Genomic DNA, 18,259 nt, shown 5'->3' with positions numbered 1-18,259 from the left:
CACGGTGGCGGAGAGAGGGAGCCGGCATGTCCGGCGAGCAGGAGCAGCACAAGAAGTGGTGCGAGGGGCACGAGGAGGGGGAGGGTGGCCCACGGCTCGGGGTGGACCCAGGTGGCGCCCTGCGGTACGCAGATCACCCCGCAGTTGGCGCAGATGCGACGTCACCTGCATCGGTGGGGCCGACCAGGCGGGCGCCGCTCTGGCGTCCACCGCACCCGCCGGCGGGCCGGCGATCACGGAAGGTGTCAGCTGTGGCGCAGGGCATGCGCGCTGCGTCGTATGTGTTAGTGCTGTGCAAGGTCGTCTAGTCTCAACGCCGTTCAATTAGGCGTGGGCGTGGCTGGTCAAGGGGTGTGTTGATCAGGGAGTGAGAGGCGGGGCTCCGGTATCAAGGTTTGTCACTCCAAGACAACCCGAACCAGGAACCCCGCTTGGTGGATCAGATTGCCACAACACGTACGGTCACGGTAGCCGCCGGACCGTTCGCGCCCGGTCATCTCGGTGAGCTGACCCAGCTCATCCCGTTCGAGATGATCGATGACGTCTTGGCCGCGACCCGGCGCAGACAGCGACGGATCCGGTCACTGCCGGCCCGGGTCGTGGTCTATCTGCTGCTGGCCGGTTGTCTGTTCCCCGGTCTCGGCTATCGGCAGGTGTGGGCGAAACTCGTCGCTGGCCTGCGCGGGCTGCCGGTGCCCGATCCCAGCGTGAGTGCTCTGCGGCAGGCCCGGCAACGACTCGGCCCGTCCCCGCTGCGGGCATTGTTCGACCTGCTGCGCGGCCCGGCCGCGACCACGGCCGTCGGGCACGTCCGCTGGCGTGGCCTGCTGCCGGTCGCTATCGACGGCACCGTACTGGCCGTCGCGGACTCGCCGGCTAACCTGCGCCGCTATGCCAAACAACGCGGTAACCACGGCGGTTCCGGCTACCCGACACTGCGGTTGAGTGCCCTGCTGGCCTGTGGCACCCGCTCGGTGCTCGACGCGGTGTTCGACCCGATCACCACCGGCGAGATCACCCAAGCCCAACAGCTGGCCCGCAGCCTCCGCGCCGGGATGCTGCTGCTGGCCGACCGCAACTACGCCGCCGCCGACCTGATCACCGCGTTCACCGCGACCGGAGCCGACCTGCTGATCCGCTGCAAGAGCGGCCGGAAACTCCCGCTGATCCGCCGCTGTCACGACGGATCCTGGCTATCGGTCATCGGCAGCCAGCACATCCGCGTGATCGAGGCCCGGATCAGCATCACCACCACGGCCGGCCACCACAGCGGCGACTACCGGCTGATCACCACCCTGCTCGACCCGCACCACTACCCGGCCGCCGACCTCGTCCGCCTCTACCACCAGCGGTGGGAAATCGAGACCGCCTACCTGGAACTCAAGTCCACCATCCTCGGCGGCCGGGTCCTACGCGCCCGCACCCCCGACGGTATCGATCAGGAGATCCACGCCCTGCTGATCGTCTACCAACTACTGCGCACCGCCATGGTCGACGCCACCGACAGCCGACCCGGCCTCGACCCGGACCGGGCCAGCTTCACCACCGCCCTCAACACCGCCCGCGACCAGATCACGCAGGCCGCCGGCGTCATCGCCGACACCGTCATCGACCTCGTCGGCGTCATCGGCGAACGCGTCCTGGCGAACCTGCTACCCGACCGCCGCGTCCGAACGAAAACCCGCATGATCAAACGCTCGAACTCCAAGTACCAGGCCCGCGGACCGAACATCGACCGCCGCACCTACAAGGCCACCACCAGCATCGACGTCATCACCGGCGACCCTTGACCAACCAGCCACACCCCTAACTGAACGGCGTTGCGTCTAGTCTTCCGGGCGGGCATGTCAGCGAGGGGTGGTGGACAGCACGTATCGGATGCGAGCGCACAGCAGGAGCATCGCGCTCGGCCACCAGGCGGTCGCTGCTGGGGTACCGGCCGTAGGGTGAGCAGCATGGATGGTTGGTACGGGTACGACGTCGAGCCCTACCGGCGCGCAGGCTTGTGGGCTCGGGTCAAACTGCGGTGGTGGTGGGTGTCGGGCTGGCGAGCCCGGCGACGTGCTCTGGCTCGGCGGCGTCAGCGGGTGGTGTAGGCCTCGCACTGCGCGAGTCGGCCGAGGTGCTGATACTGCTCGATAGTCGGACCGATCTGATCGGCACGGGCGCGGCGATGCACGCCCGGCGGGAGATCCGGAGGTAAGCCCAGCTCGCCGTCGAGCGATCACATGGTTTCGTCGGTCACTGTGATGCCGTTCTTCTCGGCCCAGGCCACGATCATTGCCTGCCAGCCGCGGGCGCTCCAGTAGCGTCGCCGCACCCGGCCGTCGCGCGACAACTGGCCCATCACCGGTACGCCGAACGCATGGCCGAGTTCGTTGAGCAGCAGAGCCGAGGCTTCGATGAGCCGGGGACCCGGCTGGGCTAGGTCGTCGAGGGGCGCGGCGGCCTCGGCCGGCTCGGCCGCTGTCTGGTACTGATCTCCCGTCCGCGATTCGCCGAAACCGAATTGGCGGGCGTGTCCGATGGTGGTCGGTCGCATCGCCGAGACCGGGTACAGCTGCGCGCGGATCAGCGCCGTGCCCCCGGCCGCCGTTCGATCTCGGGCATGACGAGCCAGCAGGGTCAGCCCCGAGATGATCCCCGCCGCGATCCCCTCATCGTTGATGAGTTGGGGCCTCACCCCCTCGCTCCACATGTCGGGCGCCCTGCTGGCGGTGCCCTTGCCGAAAACCTCATCCGCCCAGGTGGGACCAGCTGTAAGCGGATCCTGACGGCGGGCGCAGGAGCCGGTTCCTCTCCCGACTGTCTCTCCCACCCGCGGCATGATGATCGGCTGTGCTGCTTCGACTGGCCTATCTCGGTGTGACGAACGCGTTCGCGTTACTGCGGCTGCTTCCGATGAGCGACCGGGACAAGGACGTGGAGATCCTGGCGCTGCGCCACCAGATCACGGTCCTGGAGCGACAGCTGGGCAAGACCCGGCCGCGGTTCTCCCCCAGCGACCGAGCGTTCCTGGCCGCGCTGCTGCACCGGCTTCCGCTGGGCGTGCTCCATCGGCTCAGGCTGCTGGTGCGCCCGGACACGGTGCTGCGCTGGCACCGCGACCTCCTCGCGCGTCGCCACGCCGCCAATTCCCGGCCAAAACGGCCGGGCCGGCCACGCACCGTCCGCTCCGTCCGCGCCCTGGTGCTGCGCCTGGCTCGGGAGAACCCCAGCTGGGGTTACCGCCGCATCCACGGCGAACTGCTCGTCCTGGGGATCGAGGTCGCCGCCTCCACCGTGTGGGAGATCCTCAACGAGGCTGGGATCGACCCGGCGCCGGAGCGCACCTCCACCACCTGGGCCGACTTCCTCCGCTGCCAAGCCGACGCCCTGCTCGCCTGCGACTTCGTCGAGACCGTCACCCTGACCGGAGCGCGGTTGTACGTGCTCGCGGTGATCGAGCACGCCAACCGACGCGTCCGGGTCCTGGGCGTGACCGCGCACCCGACCGCCACATGGGTGGCGCAAGCGGCGAAGAACCTCGTCATGGACCTCGAGGACGCCGGCTCCCGGGCGCGGTTCATGATCCGGGACCGCGATGGAAAGTTCCCGACCACGTTCGACGCCGTTCTCAAAGACGCGGGCATCGACGTCGTGCTCAGCGGCGTCCGGATGCCCCGCATGAACTCGATCATGGAACGCTGGGTGCAGACCTGCCGGCGTGAACTGTTGGACCGCACCCTGATCTGGAACCAGCGGCATCTCCTCCACGCCCTGAGGGAGTTCGAGGACTTCTACAACTCCCACCGGCCTCACCAAGGCATCGCCAACGCCCGCCCGTTGTACCCGTTGCCCGCGCAGGTCCCCGACCCGAACAAGATCGCCCGCCTCGACATACGAAGACGCGATCGCCTCGGCGGCATCCTCCACGAGTACCAGCATGCTGCGTGACCTGCGTGGACGAGGTTTTCGGCAAGCGCAGGGTCTTCCGGATCGGCGACAAGGTCACCCAGGTCCGCAACAACTATGACAAGGGCCAAGCGGGCGTGTTCAACGGCACCGTCGGTGTCGTCACCGCCCTGTCCCCCGAGGAACAAACCCTGACTGTGCGAACCGACGAGGACGAGAGCATCGACTACGACTTCGACGAACTCGACGAACTCGCCCACGCCTACGCGATGACCATCCACCGCTCGCAGGGCTCCGAGTACCCCGCCGTCGTCATCCCCCTGACCACCAGCGCGTGGATGATGCTGCAACGCAACCTGCTCTACACCGCCGTCACCCGCGCCAAGAAACTCGTCGTCCTCGTCGGCTCCCGCCGCGCCCTCGCCGCCGCCGTCCGCACCGTCGGCGCCGGCCGCCGCCACACCGCCCTCGACCACCGCCTTACCTGACACTCCCGATTGTCGCTCGCTTCACCAGCCTGTAGCCCGGGCTACCGGACCCGACCACGGCCGCCCCAGCCCGACGCTCGTGATCGCCCTGGCGGGCCGCACGGTGCTGCCCGTGGCCGCCGCTCGCCGGCCTCGCCGCCCCGAGCTGTGGCCACCCGTCCCACCTGCACCGTCACCTGGAACACCACCACAAAGAGGCCCCTGACCCCCGATACGGGGTCAGGAGCCTCTTTCGTGAGTCCGGCGGTGTCCGGTCGTGACCGGCCAACTCCGGCCGTCCGCGCTAGTTGACGCCGGGTGCTAGCGAGGCTGGCGCGGCCTGCCGAGGGACGCGGCCGGCCTCCACAGTGGTTCAGCGCTTGGCCAACTCCGGTACCGCGGCCGAACCCGAATTGGCCGTGGTGTCGGCCGGTTCATCGGTGTACCGGCGTACCCGCCGCAACGCCACCAGGCAGAGGGTGGACACCGCCGCCACCGCGGCGATGTATCCGGCCACGAGTGTGTACGAACCGTTGCCGCGTGCCAGCAGCGAAGCCAGGATCAGCGGCGTGAAGCCACTAGAGACGATGCTGGCGAACTGGAACACAATAGAGATGCCGCTGTATCGCATGTGAGCCGGAAAGAGTTCGGAGTAGAGCGCCGCCTGCGGTGCGAACATCAATGGATATGCAACGCCGAGCACCACGATGAGCGTCACGGTGATGACGACAGGCGAACCGGTTCCGAACATGGCGAACGCCGGGAACGCGCTGAGCCCGAGGACGAGCGCGCCGGCACCGTAGACGCGGAGGCGACTCGTGCGGTCGGAGACGTAGCCCCAGATCGGGATGAACAACACGGCGACCGCGGCGGCGATCATGACTCCGATGAGGCCGACGCTCTTGGGCAGGCCGAGTGTGCCGGAGAGGTACGCGATGGAGAACACGGCCCAGGTGTTGAACGCGACTCCCTCCGCCCACTTCGTCCCCATACCAAGCAGCGCCGGCTTTTTCGCATGCCTCACGACCTCGAGGATCGGCGTCCGCGATACCGACCCGCCATCTTTGAGCTGCTGGAAGGCCGGGCTCTCAAGGATCCGGAGCCTGATGATCAGACCCGCGACAACGAGAACGGCCGAGAGCAGAAAGGCGATCCGCCAACCCCAGGCCTGGAATGCCGCGTCGCTCATCACGCTGGTGAGCAGCGTGAAGGCGCCGGTCGCGAGGAGTAGCCCGACGGGAACGCCGATCTGTGGCCAGCTGCCGTACAGGCCCCTTCGGTTCGGCGGCGCGTGCTCGACGGCGAGCAGCACGGCGCCGCCCCACTCTCCGGCAATACCGATTCCCTGGATTATCCGGAGCACTGTAAGCAGGATGGGCGCGGCCACGCCGATTTGCGCATAGGTGGGCAGGCAGCCAATCGCGAAGGTACCGATGCCCATCATCATCATTGTCGTGACCAGCGCGGTTTTGCGGCCGACCCGGTCGCCGAAGTGCCCGAAGATCAGCGCCCCGACCGGGCGTCCGAGGTACCCGACCGCGAACGTCGCGAAGGCGATGATGGTGCCCGTCGCAGGGTCGGACTTGGTGAAGAACTGGGTGTTGAAGACCAGGCTCGCGGCGAGGCCGTAGATGAAGAAGTCGTACCACTCGATAGTGGTGCCGATGGCGCTGGCGAGCACGACGGTACGGCGTGACGGGGCGCGCTGGCCTGCCGACTGGTCTGCTACTGCTCCTCGCATGCTGCTCCTCGGGGTGGGATACCTGTATGGGGGTTGGCCCCGCCTCCGGACGTCCTTCTGGCAGTAGGCTTGTCAGCGGCGATGCGGCGGGCTTCGATATTCGGAGAGGCGATGTCGTCGCAGGTGGATCACGCGGCGTCGAGGGAAAGGGCGCGGCGGTTGCGGAAGACCGTGTGGCTGCCGAGGGTGATGGTGGGGGCGTAGAAGCGTGCCGGGCCGAGATGGGTCCTGCGGGCTGCGGCGTCGACTGGGTTCTCCAGCACCGCGGAATCGACGTCGTCGGCGGGGAGGAGGTCCTCCTCCTGGTAGCGAGTACAGTCGCCGGTCGCGAGGCGACGATCCTCGGCCATCTCTGGGTCGGCGTTCACGTACTTTCCTCCGGAGCCGTTTGGTCAGCCCTAAGTTTGGTCTGACCAAGCTAACCGGTAGGCCACGACGGGTCAACGGTTTCCGAAAGACTCGTCTGTCCCGTCAACGGTGCAGCGTGAGTCCGCCTCGCCATAGGCCGACCGAGCCGGAGATCCCGCCCGGGCACCTAGGCGGGCGCCCTGCAATGGGGAGAAACGGCGATGACGTGAGAGGCGACCCGGTAGAACGCCGGCGCGGTTCCTCAGCTCTCGCCGGCGCCGCTGGCGCCCGTCGGCCTTTCCGCGTGGAGCACGTCGTAAAAGCCGTCGACGTGCTGGCGCATCAGCTCCGCGGCCTTCTCGGGATCACCGGAGCGCGCCGCCGTCAGGATGAGCCGGTGTTCGGCGACAAGGTCGCAGCGGAACGCCGGCCAGTCTTCCTTCTGCTCGAAGGCGTCGAGCATCGAACGGCGGACGGCGTCGCGCAGCGCCTGCATCAGGTCTTCGAGCAAGTGGTTTTCGGCAGCCCTGGCCAGTTCCAGGTGGAAGTCCGTGTCCAGAGCATGGAAGGTGTACGGGTCGATGCCCGGCGCGGACATCTGTTCGAGCACGGCTTCCACCGGGCCAAAGTCCGTTTGAGCAGCGCGCGCGGCGAGCCGGCGAACCGCCTGCTCCTCGAGCGCCAGCCGGACCCCCAACACGTCGGCGACCTGGTACGCGCTCAACGCGACGTGCAGGCGCAGCAGTTCGGAAAGGGCGCGTCGAGGATTGACGGCGACGATCAGCCCGGACTCGGGACCGGTGCCCGGTCGGGTGCGAACGATCTGCTGCGCCTGCAGCACCCGCACTGCCTCGCGCACCGATGCCCGGCTGACCTGCAACGTCTCGCTGAGCTGACGTTCACCTGGAAGCCGGTCACCCGGCTTGATGCGTCCGGCGACTATCTCGTCGTGTACCCGCTGGACGACGAGCTCGTACGTCTTCGCTCGCTCGAGCGGCGCAAGCAACGGATCCATCGATGGCCGCCCTTCACAGATCTCTTGACACGTATGGTCTGACCTTATCCTACGGATGCAATACGTGACGCCGAGTCAGTCGGGGGGTGATCGGCGCAATTTGCGGAGGCGTCCAGCCACGCCAGAACGCTCTGCGTGTGTTGCCCGAGGGTCGGCGGAGCCTGGTGCGCTGAACGTTGTCCGTCCTCGAATCGCAGCGGCGGGCCGGGCAGTTCGATGATGCCGAGGCTCGGGTGGTCGACCTGCAGCAGGAGTCCTTGAGAGCGGGTCTGCGGCGAGGAGTACACCTCGTGGAGGTTACGGACGGCGCCGGCGGGGATGCCCAGATCGGCCAGGACCGCGAGGGCCTTCTCCCGGGTATACGTGGATAGCGCTGACACGATCGCCTCACGCACGGCGGCCTGGTTCCTCAGCCGCTCGGCGTTCGTGGCGAATCCCGGTGTGTCGACCGGCAGTCCGAAAGCATGCGCGAAACGCTGCCACATCCGGTCGTTGCCCACGGCGATCTGCACTTCACCATCTGCACAGCGGAACAGTCCGTACGGGCAGAGAGTGGGGTGGTGGTTACCGGTTCCGCGTGACACCTCCCCGGCCACGGTGTATCGGGTCCCCTGAAAGGCGTGGGCGCCAACCACCGCCGCGAGCAGCGAGGTCCGCACCACCGTGCCGGTTCCGGTCAGACCACGCAGGTGCAGTGCCGCCAACACCCCGTAGGCCCCGTACATTCCGGCGAGGACATCGCTGATCGGCACGCCGATGCGGGTGGGGGTGTCCCCCGTCAGGCTCATCAGTCCGGCCTCGCCCTGCACGATCTGGTCGTAGCCGGGACGGTCGCGCTCCGGGCCGTCGTGGCCGAAACCCGAGATGGACAAGATCACCAGGCGCCGGTTGAGTGCGTGCAGCCGCGTCGTCGGGAAGCCCAGCCGATCCAGTACGCCTGGCCGGAAATTCTCGATGAGCACGTCCGCACGGGCGACCAGCCGGCTCAGGGCTTCCCGCCCGCCCTCGGTCTTGAGGTCGAGGACGATCGATTCCTTGTTGCGGTTGCAGGAGAGGAAGTAGGTCGACTGGGGATCGTGCTCGGGGCCCACGAACGGCGGGCCCCAGCCTCGCGATTCGTCCCCGCCAGGAGCCTCGATCTTGATGATCCTGGCTCCTAGATCGCCAAGCATCATTGCGGCGTGCGGGCCGGCGAGGGCCCGGCTGAGGTCGAGAACGACCAGACCTGCCAGGGGGCCGGATTCGGTGTGGGACGTGGACTCAGCGGACTGGTGGGGCATCACGGCTGTCTCTCCGTTGGGGACGGGGTGCGGACGAACTGGTGCCGGTCGCTGCTGGTTGGTCGGCGAGAGCCGTGTGGAGCAGACCAGCGGTGGTGACGGTCGAGCGCTCGCCCAGCTGACGGATCTGGGTTGCGCAGCTGAAACCGTCGGCGACGACGGTCGCGTCGGTGTGCCCGGCAAGTGCGGCGAGCACTCCGGTCTCGGCGATACGGCGAGACAGCGCTGCGTGTTCGGCCCGGAACCCGAATGATCCGGCGAGCCCGCAACAACCCGCGTCGAGCATCACCACCTCGTAGCCGAGCCGGCCCAGCACCTCGGCGTCGGCGTTGGTCGAGCGGATGGCGCGCCCGTGGCAGTGCGGCTGCACCACCACCCGGCCGCGGGATCCCGGCTCGATCGTGGGCAGGGTGTCGGCGGCCAGGACATGTTCGGAGAGGCTGCGCGCCGTCGCGGCCAGGCGCACGGCACGCGGGTCGTCGGCGAGGATCTCCGGCAGTTCGTCCCGGAACACTGCCAGACAGCTCGGTTCCAGCACCACGACCGGCCGGCCGGCGTCCAGGTGCGGTTCGAGAATGTCCAGCACCTGGCGCAGCGTCCGCTTCGCGAGGTCCAACATCCCGCTGTCGTACAGTGGACGACCGCAGCAACCCCACCTTGTGGGTATAGCCACCCGCTCGCCGAGCGCCTCCAAGGCTTGTAGCGCCATCACACCGACCTCGGGCTCGAAGACGTCGGTGAAGGTGTCGGGCCAGAGCACGACCGTCGGGTCCGCGACCGTCCGGTGCGGCAACGAGCGGCGCAGCGAGCGGCGGGCGAACGGCGGCGCCGGACGCTCGCGGGTCACCCCGGCCGCCCAGCGCAGCAATCCGCCGAACAACGGGGTCCGCAAGGCGGCGTTCGCGAACCGCGGGAGCCTGGTGGCCACTCGCGCGGCCCACGGGATGAGACCAAGGGCATACGCCGCCCTCGGGCGGAGCCGACCCCGGTAGTGGTGGGCGAGGAACTCGGCTTTGTAGCTGGCCATGTCGACGCCGGTCGGACAGTCGACCGCGCAGCCCTTACACGACAGGCACAGGTCGAGTGCGGCGCGGACGTCCTTGTTTCTCCAGTCCTCCCGCGTCACCTCGCCACGGAACATTTCGCTGAGCAGCCGGGCTCGCCCCCGCGTCGAGTGGGTCTCGTCAGCGGTGGCCCGGTAGGAAGGGCACATCACGCCGGTCGTGGTGTTGCGGCACCGCCCGACCCCCACACATCGCTCGGCCGCCTCCTGGAAGCTCCCTCCGGTCCGGCTGAACGCGAGCCAGGTCGGCCGGAGCGCCGAGACTCGATGGTCCGGCCCGTGCTTGAGGTTGGTATCCAACGGGAATGGGTCGACGACCTTACCGGGGTTCATCTTGCCGTCGGGATCCCACACGGCTTTGAACTGCGCGAAGGCGTCAACGAGTTCGCGGCCGAACATTCGCTGCAGCAACTCGCCCCGAGCCTGCCCGTCACCGTGCTCGCCCGAAAGCGAGCCACCAAGCGACACGCAAAGATCGGCCGCCCGTTCCACATACGCGCGGTACCGGGCCAGTCCCTCGTTCGTGCCGAAGTCGAAATCGTTGCGGGTGTGGACGCACCCTTGCCCGAAATGGCCGTACCAGGCGCCGCTGTAGCCGAACTCCCGCCACAGCGCGGCGATGCCGCGCAGGTACTCGCCGAGCCGGGCCGGCGGAACGGCCGCATCCTCCCAGCCCTCGAAATTGGGCCGAGCACCGACCGGGAGAGCGGTGGCACCGAGCCCGGACTCACGAATCGCCCAGATCCGACGCTGGGTCGCGGCTTCCGAGTAGATGCGGTGGTCGAGCCCGGGGTCGAGGTCGCCGGCGAGATTCCGAGCGAGAGCATCGGCCTCGGCCTCATCGTCGGCCCCGACCTCGGCCAGCAGCCACCCCTGGCCCTCGGGTAGAAGGTCGAGATTGCCGACGTGGAGCCGGGCAAGCCGCATCTGACGCACGAGCGTGGAGTCGAAGCCCTCCAACCCGAGAAGCGGGTGACCCAGCAGCCCGGGAACCGCGTCGGCCGCCGCGTAGACGTCCGAATAGCCGATCACCACCAGCCTGCGGTATCGCGGGCTGTGGATCAGCCGTGCGGTGATTTCCGAGACCAGGACACAGGTCGACTCGGTGCCGACCAACGATCGAGCCACATGGAAGCCACGCTCGGGCAGCAACTCATCCAGGTTGAAGCCGGAGACCCGGCGGGGGATATCGGGATAACGCTCACGAACAAGGTCGCCGTAGCGACGAGCGATCTCACGTAGCCCGCCGTGGATGGAAGCGGCGTCCCCCCCGGCCGCGACCATCCGCGCGTATTCGTCGTCGGTGACCGGGCCGACGTCGAGGCGGGCCCCGCGGTAGGTGTGGACAACGAGCCGTTCGGTGTTGTCGACGGTCTTGCCGGCATGCAGTGCGTGCGTACCACACGAGTTGTTGCCCACCATCCCGCCGATCGTGCACCACGCATGCGTCGCCGGGTCGGGCCCGAACGTCAGCCCGTGCCGTTCGGCCGCGGCCCGCAGGTCGTCGAGGACGACGCCCGGCTGAACCCGGGCCAATCGCCGGTCCGGGTCGATCTCGAGGATGCGATTCATGTGCCGGGAGAAGTCCAGCAGCACCGCCACGTTGCAGGTCTGTCCGGCGAGGCTGGTAGCGGCTCCCCGCCCGAGCACGGGCGCGCCGACCTCGCGGCAGGCGGCGAGGACGGCATCGACGTCGTCCGCGTCGCGGGGGTACACGACACCCAGGGGCACTTGGCGGTAGTTGGAGGAGTCAGCGGAGTAGACGGCGCGGGTCCGGTCGTCAAAGGCGACCAGCGCGGGGTCGCCGAGCGCGCGGGCCAGGTGTCGACGCAGTGCCGCGCGGTCGGACTCGCTGACGCCGGATCGGTCGACCCGACTGCCGGGGGCCGGAGGATAATCCGCGCTGCTCACGAATCCTCCCCAACCGAACGCACATGCGCGTCCCCATGGGTTCTGTTCATCGATGTTCCTTCGGCTCAACGGCCTCAGCGGCCGACGAAGGGCGGGGGCACTGTCTGAAAGAGCGCCTGCATGGCGCACTTGGGGTCACGCGTCGCCAACGACCAGGCCGCCGACGGACTTCATTTCGATCGCGGCTGACCCCTGTTGCAGTTCACGGTCAGCTGAGCGCCGCTGGTCCGCTCGTTTAGGGCGAGGTTCTTGGCCCGGCTCAGATCTCGTCAGCCGGACGCCTCCTGAGCGACATCCGCGGGCAGGTCCGGACGAAGGCCGGGTGTAGCGAGGGCCGGCGGAGTCGTGGGAGTTGCGACGACAGGATGCCGCAGCGTGGACATGACAACCTCCCGGTGGTCAGACCAATGACAAGGACTGACCATATTGCTACCATGACGGCCAAGCTCGCGTCGAGAGGTGCGGCAACCTCGGGGGTCCAGTGGGCCACCGGCCGCGCACCGATGCAGTGTTTGGACTACCTGGGCACGCCCCTTCAGGAGAAAGGCCCGACGCGCATGCTCGACCAGGCTGACCCCGCCACGGCAGACGTGATCGCCTCTCGCTCTCCGCACGAGCCGGCGGACGTGATAGGCAGCGTGCGAGTTACCGAGGCCGTCGCGGTACGTGCTGCCGTTGACCAGGCACGCGCCCCAGGCGCGTCGTGGGCCGCCACTCCGGCGGTTGAACGCGCCGAACGGCTCTCCGCCGCCGCTGACGCGCTTGCCGGCGCCCGTCACCTGCTCGATCTGATCGTTCGCGAGGTGGGCAAACCGGTCGGCGAAGCGCGGGGCGAACTCAGTCGCGCGGTGGCCATCCTCCGCTACAACGCGCAGCTCGCTCTCGACCCGGTCGGCGAAGTCCTGCCTGCGGACCGCCCTGGCGGGACGCTGCACAGCCACCGTCTCCCACACGGTGTCGTCGGGCTGCTCACCCCGTGGAACTTCCCGGTTGCCATCCCACTCTGGAAGGCCGCGCCGGCGCTCGCCCTGGGCAACGCGGTCGTCCTCAAACCGTCACCGGATGCCGTGGTCTGCGCCGAGGCGATCTCTGCACTACTCGGAGAGCACCTACCACCTGGGCTGTTCACTCTCGTCCACGGCGGAGCCGACACTGGTGCCGCGCTCGTCGACAGCGCTGACGCGATCTCCTTCACCGGCTCCACCACAGTCGGCCGAACGGTTGCGCAGGCGTGTGCGGGCCGCTGCGTGCCCGTCCAGGCCGAGATGGGTGGCCACAATCCCGCGATCGTCCTTCCGGGCGCGGACCCTCGGCGGGTGGCTGCACAACTGGCTGGGGCAATCGCCGGCTACTCCGGGCAGAAGTGTACGGCTACCCGACGAATTGTCGTCGTCGGCGACCCTGCCCCGCTGGCCGCCGCGCTCGCCGAAGCCCTCGACGCATTACCTGTCGGCGACCCGGCCGACCCGGCCACCGTGGTCGGCCCACTGATCAACGCGCCCGCGCAGGATCGGGTGCGGCAGGCGGTCAACGAAGCCATCGCCCGCGGCGCGGTCGCGGTCACCAAGCGTCGCGACATCCCCGAACGGGGATGGTATGTCGCCCCCACACTGCTCACCGAGGTCCCTGTGGGCGACCCGATCCTCCGCGAGGAGGTGTTCGGGCCGGTCGCCTCAGTTGTCGCGGTCCAAGACGACGACGAAGCGGTCGCCGTCGCCAACGACGTGCCCTACGGTCTGACCGCGGCGATCGTCGGCCCCGACCTCGAGCGGGCCCGTGCCGTCGCCGCGCAACTGCGGGTTGGGATGGTGAAAGTCAACGAGCCGACGACCGGCGTCAGCTACCACGCACCGTTCGGCGGCAGCGGCATTTCCAGTTTCGGCCCTCGCGAACAGGGCAAGGCCGCCCGCGAGATGTACACCCGCCAGCAGACCGTCACGGTCAGCCCGGCGTTCGCCTGAACAAGCCGCGGGCGCCAGCCGGCGCACCGCATGTCCACGAAAGGTGAAGACTCGCCATGAGTCTGTTGGATAAGGCGTTTGTCGCCCGGCCGGCACGGCGGCTGCTTGAGCAGTGCCTCGGTCTGCGCGAAGGGGAGAACCTGCTCGTCATCACCGACACCCGCACGGTGGCCTATGGCGAGATTTTCGCGCTGGTTGGGCGGGAACTCGGCGCCGAGGTTGTGATGACCGTAATGGACCCGCGTTCGCGGCACGGTGAGGAGCCGCCACCGACGGTGGCGGCGGCGATGAAGGCGGCCGACGCCATCGTCGCGCCCACCACCTTCTCGGTGAACCACAGTTCTGCCCGGCTGGCGGCCAGTGCCGCCGGCGCCCGTTTGATCTTCATGCCAGACGTCTGCGACGAGGTATTTCTCGACGGGTCGCTCGACATCGATTTCGCCGAACGCAAGGTGGTGATCGACCAGATCGCCCGGCTCCTCGACGACGCCATGCAGGTTCGGGTGCGCTCGCCACGCGGCACCGACCTGCGGATGACGGTCGCGAGCAAGAAAGCAGTGCCGCAGAGCGGAATCTGCCACGAGCCGGGCACGATCTCGCCACCCCCGTGCATCGAGGTGGCGATCGCCCCGGACGAGGGCACTACCAACGGGATCATGATCGTCGACGGCGCCGTGGTGCCCGGAGGGCCAGTTGAGGAAGCCGTCGTCGTTACCTTCGAGGATGGCCGGATCACCAAGATCGAGGGTGGCCGGGAAGCAGCGGCACTGCGGTCACTGCTGGAGAGCTATCAGGACGACAACATGTACTGCCCGGTCGAGATGGGCATGGGGATGAACCCAAAGGCACGCATCGGCCAGGGCGGCCCGCTTGAGGACGAGGCAGAGTTCGGCACGATGCACATCGGTATCGGCAACGGCATCACCTTCGGCAGTTCGATCCGCGCCCCAGGGCACTGCGATCTGGTGCTCCGGGACGCCATCGTCGAAATCGACGGCCACGTCATTCTGGCCGACCGGACGCTGCACCTCGACCGGTGAGCACCCCTCTCCTGCTAACCCCAGCCAGCCACCTTTCTCGAGGGACTCATGATGTCTGACCTCTCGCTTGCCGAACGCGCCGACGCCGTACTCCCACCGGCCGCTGGGCGCGCCACCCGATTGGGCATCGTCCGCGCACAGGGCAGCCAGGTCTGGGACGAGCGCGGCCGCCGGTACCTTGACCTCACCTGCGGGGTGGGGGTCACGAACCTCGGCCACAACCATCCGGCCGTACTCGCGGCGATGCGCGCGCAACTGGATCAGGCCGTCCATGTCGGACACAACGTGGTCTACTACCCGACCTACGTTCAGCTCGCCGAACGCCTGGTCGCGACGCTCCCTGGTGATCACAAGGCCTTCCTGTCCAACAGCGGAGCGGAGGCTGTCGAAGCGGCCGTCAAGCTCTGCCTGTCCGTCACCGGTCGGTCAACGCTGATCGCGTTCCGCCGCGGCTTCCACGGGCGCACCACCACGGCTATGGGACTATCCACCTCCTCCGCCGCCTACCGGCGTGGCTACGGCAGCCTCCTGCCACCGGTACACCACCTCCCGTTCCCGACTTCCTTTCGAACTGGGCGCGCGGAGGCCGACGAGGTCGCGGCGTGCCTGGACGCCTTCGACGAGCACCTGGCACTGGTCACACCGGGCGAGGACATCGCGGCAGTCATCGTCGAGCCAGTGCAGGGAGAGGGTGGCTACCTGCCAGCCCCCACGGCATTCCTACTGGGCCTCGCCGAACGGTGCCAGCGGCACGGCATCCCCCTCGTTTTCGACGAGATCCAAACCGGATTCGGCCGTACCGGCCGACGCTTCGCCTGGGAACACTCGGGAGTCGCTCCTGACGTACTGGTCCTAGCCAAGGGCATCGCGAACGGCATGCCGCTGAGCGCTATCGTCGCCCGCACCGAACTCATGGACGCCTGGCCGGCTGGAGCTCACGGTGGCACCTATAACGGCAACCCTGTCGCCTGCGCGGCGGCACTCGCCGTCCTCGACCAACTCGACGAGGACCTCCTGCAACGCGCTCGAGCGCTGGGTGACCGGCTCCGGGCCGGCCTGACAACTATCGTGGAAAACCATCCCTCGCCGGTGGACGTACGCGGACTCGGTCTGATGATCGGTGTCGAGTTCCTCGACGAGCACCGCCAGCCGGACTCGGCGCTCGTGGCTGGGATCAAGTGCCACGCCGAGGAGGCGAGAGTGATCCTGTTGCCCTGCGGCTCTGACAGAAACGTCATCCGGCTGATCCCGGCGCTCACCATGACCGACGCGGAAGCAGACCAGGCGCTCGCCGTGCTGGCCGAGGCTTACGGGAAGGCAATGGCTGCCTGCGGCAAAAACAAGGCTTGACATCCTCCGCTGCAATGAAGGGCGGGGATTCGCGGTCACCCGTGGGTTCCTGCTTCACCGGACCCTGCCCTGCCCTCACCGTCTGCACGGGTGAAGTCCTAGCGTCCCTCTACAGGCGGCTATACCTCTCCGTCGGCCCGGCGGCGAGGATGCAGTGGGCCGCGCTGACATCACGGCCGTGGACGGCCCGGCAGCGGGCACGTCCACGGCCGGACGCCGAGCGGCCGCCGCCTGATCGCCCACGGCCTCTACCCGCCGGACTGTGCGAGGGTGTCCGCAGGTCGAGTCGGCTTCCACGCCGTTAACCACGCCGACGTCTGCGCATACGTCATGCCGTGCCGGGAACGGCGTAGGCGCGCATCCGAGCGTCGAGGCTTGTTGCAAGCGAGAAGTCGGCGCCGCGTGAAACTGGCTCGGGCCCACGTTCCGTGATCGGGATCGGCCCCGGTTACGTGAGTAGGACGCGTTTGCGGAGTAGGTCGAGGGTTGCTTGGCCGTACATCTGTCTTTTGATCATCTTGACGCGGTATACGTGTCCCTCCACTGGGCCGGAGTTCCAGTGCAGGGTGAGGCCGGCTTTGACGGCGTCGAAGTCGCTGTAGAGGCCGTTGGCGAAGCCGCGTAGCTCGGAGAACGGTCGTTGGTGGCCGTTGTGGATCCGCTGCTCGAGCTGGGCGCCGCCTCGGTTGCGGAGCAGTTGCTTGACTCGTGGGCCAGTTCGATGAGCGCGGCCAGGTCAGGGGCGGCGGCGTTACCTCACCCGCCTCAACACGGGTGTCTCCCGCCGCAAATCTGAGGACGACTGCTCCACATGCGGGATCTCGCCGTGGCCGTCTTCCGGATCGCGAAGGGAGGCGCGGGCAGCGCCTTGCGAAGATTGCTTCTGGTAGATGTCGGGAACGCCGTCGCGGTCGGTGTCGGCCCTTTCCTCCTGCCACATACGCCGGTAGGTACGGTTGCGCAGCCGCAGCACGACCGTCGCGAGCAAAGCAGCGGCGACCGATCCGGTGAGCACGGCGAGCTTCACATGCTCACCGCGCTCGCTGCCTTCGCCGAAGGCTAGCGCACCGATCAGCAAGGACACTGTGAAGCCGATGCCGGCCAGCATCGCCAGCCCAAGCACATCGAGCCACCCGAGGTCATCGTCCAGGTCGGCGCCGGTGAGCCGGCTCATCAGGAACGTTGCGCCGAACACACCCACTGTCTTGCCGACGACGAGGCCGACCACGACGCCGAGGGCCACACTGTCGCCGAGCGCGGCACCTAGGCCGCTCGCGCCGCCGATCGCGACCCCGGCCGAAAGAAACGCAAAGATGGGGACCGCCACACCCGCCGATACTGGCCGCCACCGATGCTCGAAGTGCTCTGCCAACCCGGGGTCCTGTGCGGAGCGGCGCAGCACGGGCACGGCGAAGCCCAATACCACCCCGGCCACGGTCGCGTGCACTCCCGAAGCGTGCACGAGCGCCCACACCGCGGCCGCGAGCGGGACCAGCACCCACCACGACCGCACCCGCCGCTGCACCAGCGCGGTGAACGACGCTAGCGGCAAGACCGCCAACAGCAGCCATTTCAGCTCGAGCTGACCGGTGTAGAAGACCGCGATGATGGTGATGGCGAGTAGGTCGTCGACCACGGCCAGGGTCAGCAGAAACGTCCGCAGGGCGGAAGGGAGAAACGGGCCGATGACCGCCAGGGCTGCCACGGCGAAGGCGATGTCGGTGGCCGTGGGAATAGCCCACCCCCGCAGGGCTTCGGATCCGGCGTCGAGGTTCATGGCCGTATAGAACGCCGCGGGCACCACCATGCCGCTGACCGCGGCTGCGACCGGTATCGCCGCCCGGCGCGGGTCGCGGAGATCCCCGGCGATGAACTCCCGCTTCAGCTCCAGGCCGGCCACGAAGAAGAAGATGGCCAGCAACCCATCCGCGGCCCACTGCGTCAGGCTCAGGTCCAAATGTAGGGACGCCGGCCCCAGCGACAGTTGCCGCAACGACTCGTACGAGCCGGACCAGGGAGAATTCGCCCAGGCCAGGGCCAGTACGGTGGCGATCAGCAACAGCGCACCGCCGATCCGCTCCGTCCGGAGGATCTCGCCGATGCGGCGGGCTTCAAACCACGATCCGCGACTGAGCATCCGGGCGGTCGGCCTGTCGTGCGCCACGTGGCATTCCTCCAATCCCCGCTCA

Annotated in this window: 13 protein-coding genes and 1 pseudogene; 6 read left to right on the top strand and 8 right to left on the bottom strand. The window is 68.2% G+C overall.

From position 1 onward, the window contains the following. Window positions 1–434 precede the first annotated feature (434 nt). On the top strand, window positions 435–1,790 hold the full coding sequence (locus ACWD5O_RS29075; protein ID WP_450087256.1) for an IS4 family transposase: 1,356 nt from the start codon (window positions 435–437) through the stop codon (window positions 1,788–1,790). Between the two features lie 434 nt (window positions 1,791–2,224). On the opposite strand, the gene ACWD5O_RS29070 is transcribed toward ACWD5O_RS29075, so the two are convergent. Then, complete coding sequence (locus tag ACWD5O_RS29070) at window positions 2,225–2,698, bottom strand: hypothetical protein (protein ID WP_450087231.1); 474 nt, start codon at window positions 2,696–2,698, stop codon at window positions 2,225–2,227. 140 nt (window positions 2,699–2,838) lie between these two features. On the opposite strand from ACWD5O_RS29070, the gene ACWD5O_RS29065 reads away from it, so the two are divergent. Beyond that, on the top strand, window positions 2,839–3,936 hold the full coding sequence (locus ACWD5O_RS29065; RefSeq protein ID WP_450087230.1) for an integrase core domain-containing protein: 1,098 nt from the start codon (window positions 2,839–2,841) through the stop codon (window positions 3,934–3,936). Beyond that, the gene (locus ACWD5O_RS29060) at window positions 3,933–4,382 is read left to right on the top strand and encodes an ATP-dependent DNA helicase (protein WP_450087229.1); all 450 of its coding nucleotides are present in this window, start codon (window positions 3,933–3,935) and stop codon (window positions 4,380–4,382) included. The genes ACWD5O_RS29065 and ACWD5O_RS29060 overlap by 4 nt, the downstream gene beginning before the upstream one ends. Before the next feature lie 352 nt (window positions 4,383–4,734). Here the strand turns inward: ACWD5O_RS29060 and ACWD5O_RS29055 are convergent, their stop codons facing one another. From ACWD5O_RS29055 to ACWD5O_RS29035, 5 genes are all read right to left on the bottom strand, one after another. Continuing rightward, entirely contained in the window at window positions 4,735–6,042 is a 1,308-nt protein-coding gene (locus ACWD5O_RS29055) for an MFS transporter (RefSeq protein WP_450087228.1), read from the bottom strand. Window positions 6,043–6,230: 188 nt separating this feature from the next. After that, window positions 6,231–6,470, bottom strand: coding sequence for a hypothetical protein (locus ACWD5O_RS29050; RefSeq protein ID WP_450087227.1), 240 nt, complete (start codon window positions 6,468–6,470; stop codon window positions 6,231–6,233). 242 nt (window positions 6,471–6,712) lie between these two features. Further along, the gene (locus ACWD5O_RS29045) at window positions 6,713–7,465 is read right to left on the bottom strand and encodes a FadR/GntR family transcriptional regulator (RefSeq protein ID WP_450087226.1); all 753 of its coding nucleotides are present in this window, start codon (window positions 7,463–7,465) and stop codon (window positions 6,713–6,715) included. A gap of 44 nt (window positions 7,466–7,509) precedes the next feature. Further along, on the bottom strand, window positions 7,510–8,745 hold the full coding sequence (locus tag ACWD5O_RS29040) for a CaiB/BaiF CoA transferase family protein (protein WP_450087225.1): 1,236 nt from the start codon (window positions 8,743–8,745) through the stop codon (window positions 7,510–7,512). Beyond that, complete coding sequence (locus ACWD5O_RS29035; RefSeq protein WP_450087224.1) at window positions 8,726–11,719, bottom strand: FAD-binding and (Fe-S)-binding domain-containing protein; 2,994 nt, start codon at window positions 11,717–11,719, stop codon at window positions 8,726–8,728. The genes ACWD5O_RS29040 and ACWD5O_RS29035 overlap by 20 nt, the downstream gene beginning before the upstream one ends. A gap of 434 nt (window positions 11,720–12,153) precedes the next feature. On the opposite strand from ACWD5O_RS29035, the gene ACWD5O_RS29030 reads away from it, so the two are divergent. From ACWD5O_RS29030 to ACWD5O_RS29020, 3 genes are read left to right on the top strand one after another with little or no spacing between them, the layout of a single operon-like run. Beyond that, complete coding sequence (locus tag ACWD5O_RS29030; RefSeq protein ID WP_450087223.1) at window positions 12,154–13,680, top strand: aldehyde dehydrogenase family protein; 1,527 nt, start codon at window positions 12,154–12,156, stop codon at window positions 13,678–13,680. Window positions 13,681–13,736: 56 nt separating this feature from the next. Next, the gene (locus ACWD5O_RS29025) at window positions 13,737–14,720 is read left to right on the top strand and encodes an aminopeptidase (protein ID WP_450087222.1); all 984 of its coding nucleotides are present in this window, start codon (window positions 13,737–13,739) and stop codon (window positions 14,718–14,720) included. A 51-nt stretch (window positions 14,721–14,771) separates the two neighbouring features. Further along, complete coding sequence (locus tag ACWD5O_RS29020; RefSeq protein ID WP_450087221.1) at window positions 14,772–16,070, top strand: aspartate aminotransferase family protein; 1,299 nt, start codon at window positions 14,772–14,774, stop codon at window positions 16,068–16,070. 448 nt (window positions 16,071–16,518) lie between these two features. On the opposite strand, the pseudogene ACWD5O_RS29015 reads toward ACWD5O_RS29020, so the two are convergent. Both ACWD5O_RS29015 and nhaA read right to left on the bottom strand, forming a co-directional pair. Then, window positions 16,519–16,686, bottom strand: a pseudogene (locus tag ACWD5O_RS29015) (ISL3 family transposase); the annotation flags it as partial. A 135-nt stretch (window positions 16,687–16,821) separates the two neighbouring features. Beyond that, on the bottom strand, window positions 16,822–18,207 hold the full coding sequence (nhaA, locus tag ACWD5O_RS29010; protein WP_450087255.1) for a Na+/H+ antiporter NhaA: 1,386 nt from the start codon (window positions 18,205–18,207) through the stop codon (window positions 16,822–16,824). Window positions 18,208–18,259 lie beyond the last annotated feature (52 nt).

The organism is Micromonospora sp. NPDC005161, from assembly GCF_053599855.1.
The sequence above is the reverse complement of the archived record's forward strand: the minus strand, read 5'-3'. Positions and strand labels throughout refer to the sequence as shown.